The organism is Thalassorhabdus alkalitolerans, assembly GCF_042656525.1.
Taxonomy (GTDB): Bacteria; Bacillota; Bacilli; order Bacillales; family Marinococcaceae; genus Thalassorhabdus; species Thalassorhabdus alkalitolerans.
Genome location: NZ_JBHSOZ010000003.1, coordinates 1086633 through 1104980 on the forward strand (window position 1 = coordinate 1086633; position 18348 = coordinate 1104980).

19 protein-coding genes are annotated in these 18348 nt (G+C 41.4%); 5 read left to right on the forward strand and 14 right to left on the reverse strand.

The features are described 5' to 3' along the window. Positions 1 to 47: 47 nt before the first annotated feature. From pfkA to dnaE, 6 genes are all read right to left on the reverse strand, one after another. Positions 48 to 1007 carry a 6-phosphofructokinase gene (gene pfkA / locus ACFPU1_RS08100; RefSeq protein WP_385939997.1) on the reverse strand — a complete coding sequence of 320 codons (960 nt, stop codon included), beginning with the start codon at positions 1005 to 1007 and terminating at the stop codon, positions 48 to 50. 182 nt (positions 1008 to 1189) lie between these two features. Continuing rightward, on the reverse strand, positions 1190 to 2164 hold the full coding sequence (gene accA / locus ACFPU1_RS08105) for an acetyl-CoA carboxylase carboxyl transferase subunit alpha (protein WP_385939999.1): 975 nt from the start codon (positions 2162 to 2164) through the stop codon (positions 1190 to 1192). 13 nt (positions 2165 to 2177) lie between these two features. Further along, entirely contained in the window at positions 2178 to 3035 is an 858-nt protein-coding gene (gene accD, locus ACFPU1_RS08110; RefSeq protein WP_385940001.1) for an acetyl-CoA carboxylase, carboxyltransferase subunit beta, read from the reverse strand. Positions 3036 to 3261: 226 nt separating this feature from the next. After that, entirely contained in the window at positions 3262 to 3930 is a 669-nt protein-coding gene (locus ACFPU1_RS08115; protein ID WP_385940003.1) for a FadR/GntR family transcriptional regulator, read from the reverse strand. Between the two features lie 57 nt (positions 3931 to 3987). Continuing rightward, complete coding sequence (gene ystJ, locus ACFPU1_RS08120) at positions 3988 to 5229, reverse strand: NADP-dependent malic enzyme (protein WP_054635113.1); 1242 nt, start codon at positions 5227 to 5229, stop codon at positions 3988 to 3990. Between the two features lie 137 nt (positions 5230 to 5366). Beyond that, the gene (dnaE, locus tag ACFPU1_RS08125) at positions 5367 to 8690 is read right to left on the reverse strand and encodes a DNA polymerase III subunit alpha (RefSeq protein WP_385940005.1); all 3324 of its coding nucleotides are present in this window, start codon (positions 8688 to 8690) and stop codon (positions 5367 to 5369) included. A 154-nt stretch (positions 8691 to 8844) separates the two neighbouring features. Here dnaE and ytrH point away from each other — a divergent pair, with 154 nt between their 5' ends. From ytrH to ACFPU1_RS08140, 3 genes are all read left to right on the forward strand, one after another. After that, positions 8845 to 9183 carry a sporulation membrane protein YtrH gene (ytrH, locus tag ACFPU1_RS08130; protein ID WP_385940007.1) on the forward strand — a complete coding sequence of 113 codons (339 nt, stop codon included), beginning with the start codon at positions 8845 to 8847 and terminating at the stop codon, positions 9181 to 9183. Further along, positions 9180 to 9686, forward strand: coding sequence for a sporulation membrane protein YtrI (gene ytrI, locus ACFPU1_RS08135; protein ID WP_385940009.1), 507 nt, complete (start codon positions 9180 to 9182; stop codon positions 9684 to 9686). Before ytrH ends, ytrI begins: the two co-directional genes overlap by 4 nt. A 152-nt stretch (positions 9687 to 9838) precedes the next feature. Continuing rightward, the gene (locus ACFPU1_RS08140; RefSeq protein WP_198153392.1) at positions 9839 to 10048 is read left to right on the forward strand and encodes a YtzJ family protein; all 210 of its coding nucleotides are present in this window, start codon (positions 9839 to 9841) and stop codon (positions 10046 to 10048) included. Between the two features lie 135 nt (positions 10049 to 10183). On the opposite strand, the gene ACFPU1_RS08145 is transcribed toward ACFPU1_RS08140, so the two are convergent. Further along, positions 10184 to 11131 (reverse strand): DHH family phosphoesterase, encoded by a 948-nt coding sequence (locus ACFPU1_RS08145; RefSeq protein ID WP_385940011.1) that lies wholly within the window; start codon positions 11129 to 11131, stop codon positions 10184 to 10186. A gap of 165 nt (positions 11132 to 11296) precedes the next feature. Between ACFPU1_RS08145 and ACFPU1_RS08150 the strand changes: the two genes are divergently transcribed. Continuing rightward, positions 11297 to 11608, forward strand: a complete 312-nt coding sequence (locus ACFPU1_RS08150; RefSeq protein WP_054635119.1) for a YtpI family protein — start codon at positions 11297 to 11299, stop codon at positions 11606 to 11608. Positions 11609 to 11667: 59 nt separating this feature from the next. On the opposite strand, the gene ACFPU1_RS08155 is transcribed toward ACFPU1_RS08150, so the two are convergent. The 7 genes from ACFPU1_RS08155 to ACFPU1_RS08185 form a co-directional block, all read right to left on the reverse strand. Then, a complete protein-coding gene (locus ACFPU1_RS08155) occupies positions 11668 to 12978 on the reverse strand; it encodes a DRTGG domain-containing protein (RefSeq protein ID WP_385940013.1) in 1311 nt (436 codons plus the stop codon). 209 nt (positions 12979 to 13187) lie between these two features. Next, the gene (locus ACFPU1_RS08160; RefSeq protein WP_385940015.1) at positions 13188 to 13871 is read right to left on the reverse strand and encodes a metal-dependent hydrolase; all 684 of its coding nucleotides are present in this window, start codon (positions 13869 to 13871) and stop codon (positions 13188 to 13190) included. Between the two features lie 205 nt (positions 13872 to 14076). Continuing rightward, positions 14077 to 15357, reverse strand: a complete 1281-nt coding sequence (locus ACFPU1_RS08165; protein WP_385940017.1) for a TRAP transporter large permease — start codon at positions 15355 to 15357, stop codon at positions 14077 to 14079. 30 nt (positions 15358 to 15387) lie between these two features. Then, positions 15388 to 15960, reverse strand: coding sequence for a TRAP transporter small permease (locus tag ACFPU1_RS08170; protein ID WP_054635121.1), 573 nt, complete (start codon positions 15958 to 15960; stop codon positions 15388 to 15390). Positions 15961 to 16240: 280 nt separating this feature from the next. Beyond that, positions 16241 to 16618, reverse strand: a complete 378-nt coding sequence (locus ACFPU1_RS08175) for a hypothetical protein (RefSeq protein ID WP_385940020.1) — start codon at positions 16616 to 16618, stop codon at positions 16241 to 16243. 45 nt (positions 16619 to 16663) lie between these two features. Then, complete coding sequence (locus ACFPU1_RS08180; protein WP_385940022.1) at positions 16664 to 17437, reverse strand: SDR family oxidoreductase; 774 nt, start codon at positions 17435 to 17437, stop codon at positions 16664 to 16666. A 130-nt stretch (positions 17438 to 17567) separates the two neighbouring features. Beyond that, entirely contained in the window at positions 17568 to 17720 is a 153-nt protein-coding gene (locus ACFPU1_RS08185) for a hypothetical protein (protein ID WP_157049704.1), read from the reverse strand. A gap of 144 nt (positions 17721 to 17864) precedes the next feature. Between ACFPU1_RS08185 and ACFPU1_RS08190 the strand changes: the two genes are divergently transcribed. Further along, positions 17865 to 18305 carry a universal stress protein gene (locus ACFPU1_RS08190; protein WP_385940024.1) on the forward strand — a complete coding sequence of 147 codons (441 nt, stop codon included), beginning with the start codon at positions 17865 to 17867 and terminating at the stop codon, positions 18303 to 18305. Positions 18306 to 18348: the final 43 nt, after the last annotated feature.

The following is an 18348-nucleotide window of genomic DNA, read 5'->3' on the forward strand; positions in this document are numbered from 1 at the left end:
TCCTTTTATCTATACCCGATTACTTATTCGCTTACCTGCTGTGATCCTTAAATTGAAAGTTCCTGAGAAAGCCGGTACAGTTCAAGGTCTAGTTCACGCTTCTCCGATAAGGCTGCAGAGATAGACTGGTAATATTCCTTGTTATTTTTAATACCGACCATCTGGCCTGCTGCACCCTCTAATAGAATTTCAACTGCCTTTCCGCCAAGTCGGCTTGCCAGTACTCGGTCAAAGCCGGTAGGCGATCCGCCCCGCTGTATATGGCCTAGTACCGTAACTCTGGTCTCAAAGCTCGTGGCGTCCTGAATTTTTTTACCAAATTCAGGCCCGCTGCCCACGCCTTCTGCTACGATTATAATACTGTGCTTTTTCCCGCGTTCATGTCCTCTTTTTAGGCGCTCAACAATCTTGTCCATATTAAAGGGCTCTTCAGGAATGATAATAGATTCCGCTCCATCGGCCAGCCCTGCCCATAAAGCAAGATCGCCCGCATCTCTACCCATCACTTCCACTACATACGTTCTCTCATGAGAAGTTGCCGTATCCCTGATTTTGTCAATTGCATCGATTACTGTGTTGAGAGCTGTGTCAAAGCCAATGGTAAAATCAGTACCAGGGATGTCATTATCAATAGTTCCCGGCACACCTATGGTAGGAAACCCTAGTTCAGATAATTTTTCAGCTCCTCTGAAAGAACCGTCTCCTCCAATCACAACCAAACCTTCAATACCTAATTCTTTCAATTGCGCGACGGCTTTCTCTCTGCCCTCTTCTGTTTTAAACTCCTCACAGCGAGCTGTATAAAGCATAGTGCCGCCTCGGTGAATAATATCACCTACGTCACCAATTTCCAATTTTTTTATGTCTCCTGAAATTAAACCGGCATATCCATAATAAATTCCGTATACCTCTACATTATTAAAGATTGCTTTACGAACAACAGCTCTGACCGCTGCATTCATTCCAGGAGAGTCTCCACCGCTGGTAAGTACTCCAATACGCTTCATTATTAACCTCCTCGGTTATCTTTTCTTTATTGTACAAAAAAAAGCTGACCCTATCCATTTTTCCCCATTTATCAGGGAAATGAAAACAACTTTCATCCATCCCTATAACATTTAATCATTTGTAAAGCCTTTCATGCAAAGAAAAAAGTGCTTCTCTTGCTACGAGTAAGCACTTTCCAAATTTAACTGTCTATTATGACGTTGTCATCAGCTAACTGTCCAATTGCTTTGTATTTCTCATAGCGCTGAGAAACAAGTTCTTCAGGTTTCAGAGATGAAAGTTCTTCTAATGATCGAGACAGAGTCTCATCAATCAAGGCAGCCTGTTTCTTTAAATCCTGGTGCGCTCCACCTTGTATCTCAGAAATCACTTCCTCCAGGATACCTAACTCTTTTAAATCCGGTGCTGTAATCCTCATTGTTTCTGCTGCTTTTTGGGCGTAGGAGGAGTCTTTCCACAAAATAGAAGCTGCACCTTCCGGTGAGATGACAGAGTATGTGGAGTTTTCCAGCATATGAATATGGTTGCCTACACCTAGGGCAAGGGCTCCGCCACTTCCCCCTTCTCCAATAACAATACAGACGACAGGAACAGTCAATCCAGCCATTTCAAACAGATTGCGCGCAATTGCTTCACTTTGGCCTCTCTCTTCTGCTGCTTTGCCGGGAAAGGCTCCTTTCGTATCAATAAAACAAATAATAGGTCTGTTAAATTTTTCTGCTTGCTTCATAAGCCGTATCGCTTTTCGATAACCTTCAGGGTGGGGCATACCAAAGTTTCTGCGGATATTTTCTTTAGTATCCTTTCCCCGTTGATGACCCACTACCGTAACAGGACGGCCCTTGTACTTCGCAATTCCGCCAACGATAGCTTCATCGTCTCCATAAAGACGGTCTCCATGGAGTTCAAGAAAGTCCGTGAACAACTCTTCTATGTATTCCATAGTTGTAGGCCTTTCCCCGTGACGGGCAATTTGCACCCGTTCCCACGGCTTCAGGTTTCCATAGACATCTTTTTCCAGCTGAACAAGCCGTGCTTCCAATGTTTCAATTTCACCGCTTAAATCGATATCTTTTTCTTCGGTAAAGGATTTAAGCTCTTTGATTTTCTCTCTTAATTCAACCACTGGTTTTTCAAAAGGCAAGTTGCCATTCAATGCTTCCACCTCCTTACTCTGTATCCGGCGTATGCAGGTCTAGTATTTTTGCCAGAGTTTCCCGCATTTCCCCCCTGGGTACCACTTTATCGAGCTGTCCGTGTTTTAATAAAAACTCTGCAGTTTGAAAGTCTTGCGGAAGCTCCTCTCTAATGGTCTGCTCGATAATTCTTCTTCCGGCAAACCCAATTAAAGCCTTTGGTTCTGAAAGGTTATAATCTCCTAAGGAGGCAAAGCTGGCAGAAACACCGCCTGTTGTCGGGTGAGTAAATACAGAAATATATAAAAGGCCTTCTTCTGACAGTCTTCTCAATGCAGAGCTCGTTTTTGCCATTTGCATCAAGCTTAGTACACCTTCCTGCATCCGAGCTCCTCCTGAAGCAGAAAACATAATAAATGGAAGCCGCTTATCAATGGCCTGTTCTATTGCACGTGTAATTTTCTCACCGACCACAGAGCCCATACTTCCCATTCGAAACCTTGAATCCATTACACTAATAATGCAGCGATACCCCTGAATTAACCCTTCTCCCGTAACGACCGCTTCATTTAATTCTGTTTTTTGTTTATCTTTTTCAAGCTTCTCTTCATAGTCAGGAAAAGAAAGTGGATTGGCAGATGACAAATACCCGTTTAATTCTACAAAGGTGCCTTCATCACATATACACTCGATTCGTTCGTAAGCAGTCATAGAAAAATGATGTGCACAACTTTGACAGACCATGTCATTTTTCTTTAACTCTTTTGAATACACGATCGTTTTGCATTCAGGGCACTTTGTCATAACTCCTTCATTCATCTTCCTCGGTTGTTCTCGTTCAGATGGAACCGTGGCATACTTTCTTTTTTTAGAGAAAAAATCTTTTAGCACACAGACACCTCCTTATCTATACGTAATGACTCCTCATCATTCTATTTAGCAATTAAAAAGGTTATTAGATAGATTATCATATCGCTTAAAAAAAACAACTCTTTCCCCTAAAGGGGACAGATCTTCCCTTTTTTCGCCCTGTTCACACCCAGCCCGTTTTTATGTACTCAGCTTAGGGGAAATGGTAGAAAAAGGAGTTGTTTTACCCATAAAAAATTCTTGGAGCCTAAAATGCACTATTTTCTAAATGATCACTTAGTGCTTTAATCGCTTTATCCTCATCTCTGGATTTAAGCGCTTTGTAAATCTGGACATGTTCTTCATAGGAGTATAAGGGTCTTCCAGGCCTGGATAAAGATTCTTTTAACGCAGCTTTTGTGTACTCTACTAAGGGAATCCATATTTGGTGCATTAAATGATTTCCTGAAAGTTTAACAATCTTTTTATGGAAAAGATAATCTTCCTCAAGAGGAAGAGTGCCACACTTGACTTTTCCCTCATACGAAGCAAGCAAATCCTCAAGCTCTTCGATTTCCTCTTGTCTTGCTCTGCAGCAGGCGAGACGAAGCGCTTCGACTTCTACTACTTTTCTTGTTTCTGCAAGATCGCGGCGGGCTTTTTCATCCTTAAGAATAAAAGAAGCAATTATTTCTACAAGGCGCTTTCCTCCGGCCTCTTTCATAAACGTCCCTTCTCCACGTCTAGTTTCGATCAGGTCGAGAAGTTCGAGTGATCGGAAGGCTTCACGAACAGAAGAGCGACCGACATGAAGCCGATCACTCATTTCTCGTTCAGAGGGAAGTTTGTCTCCGCTCTTTAAACCATTCGTATGAATCATTCGATTTATTTCCTTAATAACTTCAATGTATACCTTTTCTTGTGATGACATAATCATCATCACCGCCATATTTCAATTTTTCAACCTGGAAAACATCTTTATTATCAATTCGTTTTATTGCTCTTTGTCAATAATTGAAAGCTCTCTTGTTTTCTCAGCTACTTTTTCAGGATCCACGTTCTTTCTGGCCACTCCTGTTTCCATAGCTGCTTTTGCTACAGCGGCAGCCACTGCAGGGGCAACTCTGCCATCAAATGGCGCAGGGATAACGTAATCAGGAGTCACGTCTCTTTCATCAATAAGTTCTGCAATGGCATAAACAGCTGCTTTTTTCATTTCTTCGTTGATGTGGGTTGCATTTACATCCAAGGCTCCGCGGAAGATCCCTGGGAATGCAAGAACATTGTTCACTTGGTTAGGAAAGTCGGAGCGTCCAGTACCCACAACACTTGCTCCTGCTTCTTTTGCAGTGTCCGGAAGAATTTCAGGGTCCGGATTAGCCATGGCAAAGATGATCGGATCCTGGTTCATGGATTTAACCATTTCTTGGGTTAACGCCCCAGCTACGGATACACCAATAAATACATCAGTGTTTTTCACAACGTCCTCTAGTGATCCTTCTGCATTATCTTTATTTGTAACTTTAGCAATTTCAGACTTCACATCATTCATCCCGTATGAGCGGCCTTCAAAAATGGCTCCCTTTGAGTCACATAAAATGACATCACGAACTCCGAGACGCTGCAGCAGCTTGATAATAGCAATACCTGCTGAACCAGCTCCATTGATAACGACACGAATTTCTGATAATGATTTTCCAGTTACCTTCAAAGCGTTAATTAAGCCAGCGGCAGTCACAATTGCTGTTCCATGCTGGTCATCGTGGAACACAGGAATATTTGCCTCTTTTTTCAATCTTTCTTCAATAATAAAGCAATTTGGAGCTGCAATATCCTCTAAATTCACACCGCCAAATGTCGGCTCAAGGAGTTTTACTGTCTCTACAATTTTATCGACATCAGAGGTACCAAGGCAGATAGGGAAAGCGTCCACTCCTGCAAAGGACTTAAAGAGAACAGCTTTTCCTTCCATTACAGGCAGGGATGCTTCAGCACCAATATTTCCAAGACCCAGTACAGCTGTACCATCAGAAACTACAGCAACCATATTGCCTTTCATTGTATAATCAAATACTTTCTGCTGGTCATCAAAGATTGCTTTGCATGGCTCAGCAACTCCCGGGGAATACGCCAAACTTAAATCACGTGCATTTTGTACAGGCACCTTGGCTTTCGATTCCAATTTTCCTTGATTTACTCGATGAAGATGTAAAGCTTCTTCTCTTAACGTAGACACACTCTCCACTCTCCTTTTATGTGTTTAAGCAATTCATAAGTATAAAAGGGACAATCCGTCCCATTCTGATCCATATTGGTCAGACCACTTGAAAAACTGTCCTTATTATAACAAAACTAAAGGAGTTGTTCACCCTTTTACTCTGCTTTTAAAACAACGTGTTCAGAAGATAAAATAAACTGTAGCTGTGAAATGCACCTCTCTGTAGCATTCACGCGGTTTTCATCGGACAGCTGGATCATTTTTTTTTCTTTTTCATAAAACAGTTGAACAGGCACAGGTCCCGGGTAAGAATTTATCACCTTCTTTACCTGCTGAAGGATTTGATGGTTGTCCTGCTCGGGACTGATTTTTAAATATAAATTCTTGCTTGCATCTTTTAAAAGGTCATCAAGGTGAAAGATGCTGTTTGCAAGAAGTTTATTTCCCTGGCTTTTTTTGTCAGGAACCCCAACCACCAGTATGGGGGACTGAAGGGTAAGCAATGAACCTGCTTTGCGGTAAAGGTCTGGGAAGACTACAACGTCACAGGCTCCTTCACCATCAGTCATACTCAAAAAAGCCATTTTCTGCCCAGTTTTAGTGCGGATTGTTGATAGTTGTTCGATAATCCCAGCCAAAGCTTTTGTTCCCCTGTCGCCACCAAGGTTCTCTGCAAGGGGCACTGGCTGAAACGGGGCAATTACTTTCTGATACTGGGAAAGGGGATGGCCACTAAGGTAAAACCCTGTCACTTCTTTTTCCCCTTCATATTTTTCAATGTCTGTAAAGGGCTCCTGATCTATATAGCGAAAATCGGCTTCTCCCTGTTCAAATAAACTGCCAATATCCCGCTGAAATTCCGCAAATTCAATAGCTGCATCCAAAGAAGCCAGTAAAACAGCTCTATCCTTACCCAGCTCATCGAATGCACCAGCCTTAATCAAGGATTCTATCCCCCTGCGTTCAATACTGCCAGCTTCCACCTTCATAAAAAAATCGATAAAGCTCTTAAAATTCCCCTTCGTCCTTGCTTGAAGGATTGCTTTGACTCCATTTTTCCCTAGATGTTTAATTCCTATTAGGCCAAACACTATTTCTTCCCCAGCAGCCGAAAATCCCGCTTGGCTTTTGTTGATTGAAGGAGGCGTAATTTGCAGCCCATGGTGCTTAGCTTCTCTTAGGTACAGTCCTACCTTTTGAGAGTTATTTATATTCGTAGTAATGAGTGCTGCATAAAAGTCTGCCGGATAGTGAGCTTTAAGATAAGCCAACTGATATGCAATGAAACTGTATGCAACTGCATGGCTCCGGTTGAAGCCATAATCGGCAAAACGAACAATTAAGCTGTAAACTCTTTCAGCAGCCTCATTGCTAACACCTTGTTTGGCTGCTCTCTCTACGAAATGAAGACGTTCTTTTTCCAGTATTTCTCTATCCTTCTTACTCACCGCCCTGCGTAAAAGATCGGCTTCCGCTAAGGTATACCCTGCAAGTTCTTCTGCTATTTTCATGATTTGTTCCTGATAAATGATTACTCCGTATGTTGGTTCCAGAATAGAGCGCAGCTTTTCATGAGGGTATGTTATTGGTCTTTTGCTGTGTTTGCCGTCAATATAAACAGGAATGTTCTCCATCGGACCAGGCCTGTAAAGTGCATTAACAGCGACTATATCCTCAATGGAAGTTGGATGAAGGTTTTTCAGCACTTGCCTCATTCCTTCTGACTCCAGTTGAAAGACTCCTGTAGTATCCCCCTTTGCTAAATGCTCAAAGGTGAGTGAATCGTTTAATGGGATCTCAGTTATGGTGATTGTATTGCCTGTTCTTCGTTTCACAGAGAGAATGATTTTCTCTATAAGCGTAAGGTTTTTTAATCCGAGAAAATCCATCTTCAAAAGTCCCAGCTCTTCGAGATCATTCATCGGAAATTGGGTAACTAACGTATCATTTTTCCCCTCTGAAAGTGCTGTAATCTCATAAAGCGGTGTCTGACTCATCACTATTCCAGCAGCATGAATAGATGTATGCCTTGGCAGGCCCTCAACTTTTGAAGCTAAAGCAAAAACAGCCTCGGCCTCTTTATCCTTTCGCAATATCTCGAGCAGCTCAGGGCTTTCCTCAGCCGCTTTTGGTAAGCTTGTACTTTCAGACGGGATCATAGAGGCTAATCGATCTATTAAGCCTTGAGGAATCTCCAGAACCTTACCAACATCTCTTATCGCAGCACGAGCCCCAAATGTCCCAAACGTCACAATCTGTGCCACATGGTTTTTTCCATATTTTTCAATCACGTAAGAAATAACTTCTTCCCGGCGATAATCAGGAAAATCTATATCGATATCAGGAAGTGAGATTCTCTCCGGATTTAAAAAACGTTCAAAGATCAGGTTATATGTCAATGGATCTATTTCTGTGATGAATAATACATAAGCTACTAGAGAGCCTGCTGCCGATCCTCTCCCAGGGCCCACAAGAATCCCCCTTTTTTTTGCAAAGGAGATAAAGTCCCATACAATGAGGAAGTAATCGGCAAACCCCATCTCGTTAATCGTTTCCAGTTCCTTTTGAAGCCGTTTTCTTATTTCTTCATTCAGGCTGCCGTATCTCTTCACAGCCCCCTCTTCACACAGCCTTTTCAGCTCTTCTTCTGGGCTTTTTCCTTGTGGAAGAGGAAATCTTGGCATGTTCAGCTCACCAAGAGGAAGCTCCCAGCTGCATCGGTTTGCAATGTTTTCTGTGTTTTGCAGGGCTTTTTCCGGCGCTCCTCTTTTTCTGATTCCCTCTTCTGAACAAAACTTTCCTCGAGAAGGGTCTTCATTCTCTTTAACTTCTTTTAGACTCTTTCCTTCTTTAATTGCTTCCAAAGCAGATCTGGTTTCATTTTCACCTTCGTCAATGACATGAACGTTAGCGCCAGCTGCCAGTGGAATTTCAAACCTTTCCGCTGCTTTTTCCCAGGTTCGTTTTTCTCTCTCTGTTCCCTGAGGAGACCATTCCATATACAGGTAACCTTCAGAAAATAAGATTTTAAGTTTGTCTACAAGGGAAAGAATCCTTTCTTTTTCCCTCTGCTGAATGGAAAAAAACAGTTCACTTTCGCCCCAGGGAATCAGGCATATAACTCCTTCCAGGTTTCCTTGAAGTTCTTCGAATGTAAGAAATGGTTCTGTTCCTTGCTTATTAGCTGTTGTAGCCAGCTGCAAAAGGTTTTGATATCCACTTCTGTTTTCTGCTAGAAAAACCAGTGGATAGGCATTTTCCCGGCCTATTTGAATGTCCAGTTCAATGCCTGCTAAAGGCTTAATTCCCTCCTTTTTACAAGCTTTATAAAAAGGGACAATTCCATGGAGGACGTTTTTATCTGTGATCGCTAAAGCGCCCATATTCAGTTTCTTGGCTCTTTGTACAAGTTCATCTATCCTGGCCGTACTTTTTAATAAACTGTATTCTGTATGAATATGTAAATGGACGAAAGCCAAATCAATCCGCCCTTTCTTTCTCGGTTATTACTATAAGTATGAAGAGCTTCCTCTTTGAAAACAAGCATATTCCTCTAAACAGGCAACTATATTTAGTAAAAGGACCCTTGTCCCCTTCCCCATAAATTGTGAGGAGCAGAAAGGAGCAATAGCAATGCTGAACCGTGACTTTATTGCTACTCTGGTGATTGATTTCTTCGTCGCCTTTGGCGTCATTATAGGCGGTGCTATTATTGGAGGGATTGGCGCGTTCCTTATCGGAAAGCCTCCTTTATCAACTATTCATGACTTGGCCGCAAGCTTGAAAATCTGGGCTCTGGTAGCGGCTATCGGCGGTACATTTGATGCCATTACCTCATTAGAAAGAGGACTCTTTTACGGCACACATGATGATATGTACCGGACAATTCTTATGATTCTTGCAGCCTTAGGAGGAGCTAACACTGGCACAGTTCTTATTCAGTGGATTACACAGGAGCATTTAAGCCCATGAGAATTCCTCCCTATTACAAACACCCTGGGTGGCAGCGTCTATTTGCCGGTTTCGTAATAGGCGCTCTCTTTGGATGGGGGTTTTTTTTATATGAATTTGGTGCAATTCATGAAAAATTGATTATAGATTTAAAAAAACAGCAGCTTACTATTGAAGCTCAACAGGAAACGATTGAAATGCTTAGAAGTGAAGAAAAAAAATTGAACGAAGAAAACGAAAAGAAATTAACCATTCAAGAAATCCTGGTATATTTCACAAACGAAGAAAAAATCCGTTTAAGCGAGCTCACTCTCCATGAACTAAGACAGCAAATAGAAAATGAGCTGAAAGGCATAAAAAATAGTGACATAGAAAGTGTGGTTACAAATAAAGAACTAATGATAAAGACAATTGAAAACAAAGAATTCTTAGTAGGTGAGCATTTGTACCATGTAAAAGTGGAGCAAATATATATGTACACTACATTAGAACTTCATCTAAAAATCCTCCCCAAAAACCGCTAAGCACAATCCTTTTAAAAAATAATAAAAACAGGCTACAAAACTTGATATTTTAGTTATAATAGAGGAAAGAGTATAATGTAGAAGAGGCACCCTTGTTTTTCAAATGTTGCCTTCCCTTGAACCTACCATTCACTTAGAGGAGGTGTGTTGGTTTGGATATGACTGGTAAGGAAATGGTCATGAACCGAAAAGAACTCGCGCTTCAGAAAGTAGATAAGATTAAAGCAGGATACTCTGCTTTTGCGGAATCGAAGGAAGTTACAGCCATGATACGAAAAGAACTTCAAAAACAAGGAATTGATGTGTACGAGGATATTACAGATTTAGGGTCCTGGTTTATACCGAGCAATAAAAAAGAATAATACAATCCCGGCTTATCTGCCGGGATTCTTTCATTTTCGGGCCTTTAAGACCAAATATTTACCCTTTGTAAGAGTCCTCTCACTTAACAACACCCCCAAAAAACTGACAGTACCAGCGATGAGAAGCAGAGGTTCCTACTTAAAGGAGTATTGCAGGCACTCTTTTTCAAGAAGAGAGATAATTTCCTTTGTTTCGGCTGTATTCTTTGCCTTTGCCCCTGCAGCCATAGGATGCCCTCCCCCATCAAATTGGGCGGCGACCTTATTGATGACCGGCCCTTTTGAACGAAGCCGCACACGATAACTTCCATCTTCGTTTTCTACAAAAAAGACCCAGGCCTTGATTCCTTCTACTTCACTAAATGAATTCACCACTGCCGAAGATTCATTTAAAGACACCTTACATTCTTTCAGGAGACTTTGAGGTAAATAAGATATCCCTAATCCGCTTTTCCGCATTTCAAAATCCTGCAGCACTCTTCCTTGAAAACGAACCAGATTTTCCGGCTTTTCATACATCTTTGTATATAGCTCAGTTCTGTCAAAATCAATTTTTATAAGCTCCGCTGTATACTGGAGGGTCTTTGCTGTCGTGTTAGGAAAGCGAAAACGACCCGTGTCTCCCACAATCCCTGCATAAAGAAGACGGGCTGACTCCTCGGTCAGGTTCCATTCATCCTGAACCTCCATGAACAGTTCGGTAATCATTTCACTGGTTGAGCTTGCAGAAGTATCCACCCATACGATGTCGCCATATGGCTCATCATTCGGATGGTGATCAATTTTAATGATTTTATCACCCAGATTATATCGCTTATCACTGATCCTTTCCTGATTTGCTGTATCACATACAATGACAAGGGAGCCCTGATATGTTTTTTCTTCCACAGTATCCATCTTCAGGAGAAAGGTTAAGGAAGGCTCTTCTTCTCCAGTCACATAAACCTCTTTTTCTGGAAAGGTGTCTTTTAGCAGCCGGGCAAGCCCCCCCTGTGACCCAAGGGCATCAGGATCCGGGCTTTCGTGGCGGTGAATAATGATCTTGTTATACATGTTGATCATTTCTATTATCTCTTTTTTCATCAATACCCCTCACTTTCATTCGTTACAAACAATGACCGCCCTGATTACTTACTATATCTTGTCACACAAATTTCATGCTGCCAAGTCGGCTTTTCTTAAAAAGCATTTGGCATTTTGATTCAGGGAAGGTAAAATTAAAGGCAGAAAACATCCAGGAGGGGTCCTATGACACAAATACTTGTCGTGATAATTGTCCTAGCTGTTGCTATGTATATATTTTATAAAGCAAAAGTTATCCGCACGAAAGCTCCCGCCGAGAAAAGGTGGCAGCAAATGAAAGCCACGATGGCTTTAGGAACGTTTGTCACAGCTTTTGGTTTAAACCTTGCCTTAACGCCAAGAAGCACTCTCGAATTGATTATTGGTCTCGTATTCATCCTGCTTGGAGGAGCAAATGTTTTACTAGGATACAAAGGCTATAAGCACTACCTTCCTTTTGTCGAACAAGAAGCAGAAGAAGCCCGAATGAAAGCATAAGGATACGTTTTTAAAGCATGAGCAGCAGCTAAGACGCCGGCTCATGCTTTTTTTTTATTCTATCTTTCTAAAAGCTGTGCCATTAACAAAGCTTTCCCTACAATCTTTCCTTCATGGTACAACTCTACGTCCATTTTCCCGTATTTTCTCCCTACTTCAAGCACTCTTCCTTTTGTTTCAATGGTACTTTCTATCTGGACAGGCTTAATGAAATACAGTGTTATATTTTCTACAACCAGGTCTCCTCTTTTGTATTGCCGGAGAACTCTGCTGCCTGTTTCTGTAACGAGAGTGGTAATAACACCATATGAAAGCATGCCAAGGTGATTGGTCATTTGAGGAGAAACTTCACATTGGAAGTCATATTCAGAGCCTGCAGTTGTATCATGAAACCTGCTTGTAATTGTATCTTCAATCGTTTCACCAACATGGGGCTGGCGTTGAATCATCTGCAGAGCTTTTAACACGTCTTGTCTGCTGATGACACCAAGAAGCTTACTGTGATGATCAATAACAGGTAGCAGTTCAATTCCTTCCCAAACCATCACATGAGCTACAGAAGCAATTGATGTTCTTTCATTTACTGTAATTGGCGATTTAGTCATTACTTTTTCGATAGGAATGTGATACTGAGCTCCCAGTACATCCTTGGCTGCAACCATTCCCTTTACTTTCATGTCTTCATCTATGACAGGATAGCGGCTGTGGCCTGTCCGCTCGTTTAGTTCATGCCACTTTTCTACTGTATTCTCTGTGGTCATAAAGTAGGTATCTTGAAGAGGAATTAAAATGTCATCAACGACTGCAATTTCCTTTTTAATCAACTGGTCATATATCGCCCGGTTAATCATTGCAGCGACAGTAAAAGTATCATAGCTCGTTGTAATGACAGGCAGTTCAAGCTCATCCGCCAGTTCAATCACATCTTCGTTTGTATCAAACCCTCCTGTAATGAGAACAGCCGATCCTGCCTCTAGAGCAAGCTTATGTACTTGATAACGATTCCCTACAATTAAAAGGTTTCCTGCTTCTACGTACCTCATCATTGCCTCAAGCTTCATCGCGCCGATGACAAACCGATTTAACGTTTTGTGCAGTCCATTCCTTCCTCCAAGTACATGCCCGTCCACTATGTTAACAACTTCAGCATAGGTCAGTTTTTCAATATTGTCCTTCTGCTTCTTTTCTATCCTAATTGTCCCCACTCGCTCAATGGTTGTTACCAGGCCTTGGTTTTCTGCATCCTTAATCGCCCTGTAAGCTGTTCCTTCACTTACATTAAGAAACTTTGCAATTTGGCGCACTGAAATTTTCTCTCCCACGCCAAGTTCAGTAATATGCTGTAAAATTTGTTCGTGCTTGGTTGCCACTGGAAGCCCCCCTTGTTAGTTATCTGATCTGTTTCACTAAAATGCGGTCACTGTACTACTTTTTATTATAAAGTTGGGGGGCTTGTAAATCAAGACACGGAAGAACCAACCTTAAGTTGTTTTATATCAGGTTGATTAAGTGTCTTTAAAAATACAAAAAAAAGATACCCCTCTGCTTTAAAAGCAGAGGGGTATTGTTTGGGAAAAGTCTACAGTTCGATAGATTCTCCAGCTTCTAATGCTTTCCCTTTCGTGTCTCCAAGAGAATCTACGAATTTCTTGGGGTCCTGTTTAATCACAGGCATAGTGTTATAGTGCATAGGAACGGTGTATTCAGGGCTGATCCATTCTACAGCTGTCTTGGCATCTTCCGGCCCCATGGTGAAGTTGTCACCAATAGGCACAAACAGCAAATCTACATTTGTGCGTTCTGCAATTAATTTTATGTCAGAGAAAAGCCCTGTATCCCCCATATGGTAGATTGTTTTCCCTTCTGCTGTAAATAGGATTCCTGCCGGCATGCCCGTATATACAATGCGCTGGTTTTCTTCTTCTGTGTAAGCAGATCCATGGAAGGCTTGTGTAAGCTTAACATGACCGAAATCAAAATCGTGGCCCCCGCCAATGTGCATTGGATGAGTGTTTACCCCTTGCCATCCTAAATAAGTAGCCAATTCAAAAGGAGCTACTACGAGTGCGTCATTCTTTTTTGCTAACTCTACCGTATCTCCTACATGATCATTATGTCCATGAGTAAGCAGGATCACATCTGCTTCTACGTTTTCCGCTTCTAAATCACACATGCCGTTCCCTGTAATAAAAGGATCAATTATGATTTTCTTTCCGTTCGTTTCAATAGCTACAACAGAATGTCCATGATAAGTAACTTTCATTCGAAACACTCCCTTACTTTCATAGTATAGTGGAAAAAATCCCTATTCCTTACTTAACATAATTTTCCCTCTATTTCAAAGGTTCCTTTTCGTTTCAAAGGTTAAACCTCTCCTTTTGTCAAACCCGGTCACTAGTTTTGCAAAACAATGCACCCAATTGTTCGTTACATATAACAATTGGGTGCAGTTCAGCTTGTCTTGTATTCTAGTTTCTAAATTGCGGCAAGTAGGTGGAAAGTTCCGGAATAAAGATAATAATTAGTAAAGTTAAAATCATAGCGACAAAGTAAGGGACTACAGCCTTGGACAGTGATTCAATTGAAAGGCCGGATATCCCCGCCCCTACAAATAAATTAACCCCAAGGGGAGGAGTAATAAATCCTACTGCTAAGTTAACAATCATAATAATCCCGAAATGAACAGGATCGTACCCTAAATTAACGGCAATTGGAAGTAAAATAGGGGTAAGTATGATAATAGCAGCGAGCGTATCCATAAAGCACCCTACAACAAGAAGGAGTACTGTTATCATAAGTATGATAATAAGTGGGTTTTGAGATACTGACATCATGCCTTCAGCTACTTGATTAGGAATTTGTTCCACTGTTAGCAGGCGTCCAAAGGCAGTCGCAGTCCCGACTATAATAAGGACTGTAGCCGTAGTTAAAGCCGCATCAGCAAATACCTTAGGAAGCATTGTAAGCTTAAGTTCCCGGTAAAGCACGATCCCGGCAAACAACCCGTAAATAACAGCGACAACAGCTGCTTCAGTAGGAGTGAAAACTCCCCCGTAAATTCCTCCTAAAATAATAACAGGAATTAACAAAGCCCATTTAGCATCCCATATAGCTTTTCCTATTCCTTTTATTGAAGTTTTTTTCTCAAGACCCCTGTATCCCATCTTTTTGGAATATAAGTAAGCATAAAGAATAAGAGCTCCTCCTACAAGTAAACCGGGGATAATCCCCGCAATAAATAAATTGCCGATTGAAGTACTTCCTGTTACCCCGTATATAACCATAGGTATACTCGGGGGAATAATGACTCCAAGTGAGCCAGCTGCAGCTACGGTAGCCGTTGCGAACTTTCTATCATATCCCTGCCTTACCATAGCCGGAATCATAATTCCCCCTATAGCTGCTACTGTAGCGGGTCCAGAACCCGAAATTGCTGCAAAAAACATACAAGTAATAATTGTGGCAATAGCAAATCCTCCTGTTTTGTTTCCTACAAGAGAATTGGCTACATTAAATAACCTTTCAGACACCCCTCCTTTCCCCATAATTTCGCCAGCTAGTATAAAAAAAGGCACAGCCATTAACGGAAATGAATCTATCGAAGTAATTAGTCCTTGGACTAAAAACTCAACTGGCAATGTTCCTGAATAAACAATCGCTATTAACGAAGCAAGACCTAAAGCGATCCCAATAGGAACGCTAAGGAGCAAAAAGAAAGCAAAGCTTCCAAATAAAACTAAAGTAGTCAATATATTTCCTCCCTTCCTTTGAGGTCATTCTTAGCCTCTGCTTCCTTTAAATTTCTCAGGCAGGGGTTGTTCTACATCTCCTCTTTCTAAAGCGTCATCAAGTTCTGTTTTTACGTAAAACTCTTCTTTTCCTAAAAGGGCCTTTAGCTGCAAATACATTTGCTGAATGATCCTGACAGCTGTTAAGCTCATCCCAATTGGCGCAGCCGCGTATACCACTCCCATAGGCAGGTTCAAGGAAGGTGATGTTTGCCCAAACAATAATAAGCTTTCCGTTATTCTATAGCCATATATTACTACAAACACGGCAAATGATAAGAAACATAGATTAGCTGCCATATGTAATAAAATTTTGCCTCTTTCTTTTAAAAGTAAAAGCAAGACATCAACTTTAATATGTCTCTGTTTTTTCACTCCATAACTTATCCCGATATAAACTAGCCAGATAAAGCAGTACCTTGCCAGCTCTTCAGACCATGCTAATGAACTGCCTAAAAAATAACGCATAAACACCTGGAGAGCAATAACACCTACCATAATACCTGTAAATATGACAAGTAGCAGTTCCTCCAGGTGCTTATCTAAATATGTAACGATTCTCATCACTTTGCCTCCTTTAAACAGGACAATTTCTCCCGTTTCTGCTGACACGAAGGCGTTTCACTACTAAATAAGCAGTGCTCCAATCCCTCGGCTGCATCCACTATGCCGTTGGCGTTTTATCTTACATTATTATATGACAAAAAATTTGTTTTTCAATGAATTTTTAGAAATCAAAGCCTGCAACAGTAATAAAAAATACCTCTTCCCTCACTGCAAACATTAGAGGAAAGAGGTATTTTCATTTATTTACATCATATCAGGTATAAAGGCTCTTTTCTTTTTAATTCTTTTCCCAAACCCAGCTGTATAACTGGCTTTCTCCGTTTCTCCACCGAATATCAAAACGCTCTAAATCCGGAAAAGGACCGTTTTTAAGGCGGGCTGCTAACTCTTCAGCCTCTGCTTCTTCTGATAAATCAAGCAAAGCAAAAACTTTTTCTACATTTGGTTTCGCCTTCTCACCATGAAGGACTTTGTCACCATGATGCCATTCATATGTTCCTGGGCTGTCAAATTCCCAATGATAAACGTCTCCATCGGACTCAAGAGTTACCCGAAAAGAGAAATTTTCCATTAATTCATCAGCATAGACTACTGATGGAGCAAAAATACCACAAAGCAGAAATGCCATTGTAAAAAATACCGGCAAGCTTCTCATGAAATCACCTCATCCATAATTTGCCGATATTTTTTTATTTTATACTTATTCCTCTGCTTTTCCCCTGTATTTATGCAGAACGTCTACCCCCCCTGTTACTTCTATTACTGATCCTGTGATCATATCCGAATCCTCCTCGCATAAGAACGCTATCGTCCTTGCAATGTCTCCGCCGGTTCCTGGCCTTCCTACCGGCGTTATGTTATCGGTTTTCCCTTTCGCCTCCTGAATACTTGCCTCTTTATTCTCTTCAGTAATTACCCCTGGACAAACCATGTTCACGGTGATGCCATTTTCGGCTTCTTCCAGCGCCACTGACTTCATTAGAGAAACAAGACCTACTTTGGACGCAGCATAAGCAGAACGGTACAGCCATCCAGGTGCGTCGCCGGCCCCCTGAAACCCATATGTAATGATCCTTCCATACTTCTGCTCGCGCATGTGGGGAACAACATGCTGAAATAGATAAAACATGGAAGTCAGGTTCCCGTCTACCATTTCATGCCACTCTTCCGGCTTATAATCCATTAACTTTTTCCGTTCAAATACATAAGGTCCAGCATTATTCACTAACACATCAATTCGTCCAAACCGGTTTACTCCTTCACTTACAATCCGTGCTAAATCCTCTTTTTGTGTTACATCGCCCTGAACGATATGTATTTGATCAAGCTTATCGTGGTATTGCTCTTTTAAGGCCTGCACTGCCCTTATGTCGCTTCGGTAACTCACGGTCACAGCGTACCCTTTATTTAAAAACGTCTCCGTGACTTTTCTCCCCAAGCCTTTTGAGCCTGCAGTGATAATTGCATGACGCATGGAAGCTCCTCCTTCGACCCAGCGTTCCTTGTTCTCTCTTTCTTAAATCATACTATGAGTTAAATTTTAAATTCAAATATTCACTCTTCCCTAGTAAGAAAGCCCTCTGAAGACAGAGGGCTTTTCCACTCTATGCTTTCATGTTTGCAGAGTGGCCTTCTTCATTGGTCTCAAGACGCTGAGAAGTGTCCGAGCCAACATGGTAATAGTCCAAAAGTTGATTATGGACATGTTCTTCCCCTTCATGCTCATAGTGAAATTGCTGCTTTTGTTGTTTATCCACTCTTCATCTCTCCCTTCTGAGGATGGTTCCCTCGTTTTATAAGATGAACTACTATCAGTTTTTTTATGACAGTTCAAAATGTAACCCCTTACATGTTATAATAGATTAATAGAATGGGTATATGACAAAGGGGGTGAAGGTAACATGTCTCAATACAAAAAAATTTTAGTCGCCGTGGATGGTTCAAAAGAAGCCAAAAGGGCTTTACAGCGTTCTTATTTGTTTGCAAAAGAAAACAAGGCAGAATTAGTGATCGCTCATATTATTGATACACGTACCTTTGCTACCATTGAACAATACGACCGCACAGTTGTCAGCAGGGCAGAAATGTATGGAAAAGACCTGTTGGATCAGTATAAAACAGAAGCTGAGGCTGCCGGTGTGGGAACCGTAAGCACTATCATCGATTTTGGTTCACCTAAAGTGAAAATCCCAAAAGACGTAGCAAAGAAAGTGGAGGCAGATCTTATTATCACTGGAGCAACTGGATTAAATGCGGTGGAGCGCATGTTAATCGGCAGTGTATCAGAAGCGATCGCACGCCACGCAAAATGCGATGTTCTTATTGTACGCAAAGACTCATAAAGTACATGATGTAAAAAAGCGGATGTCCTTTTTGGACACCCGT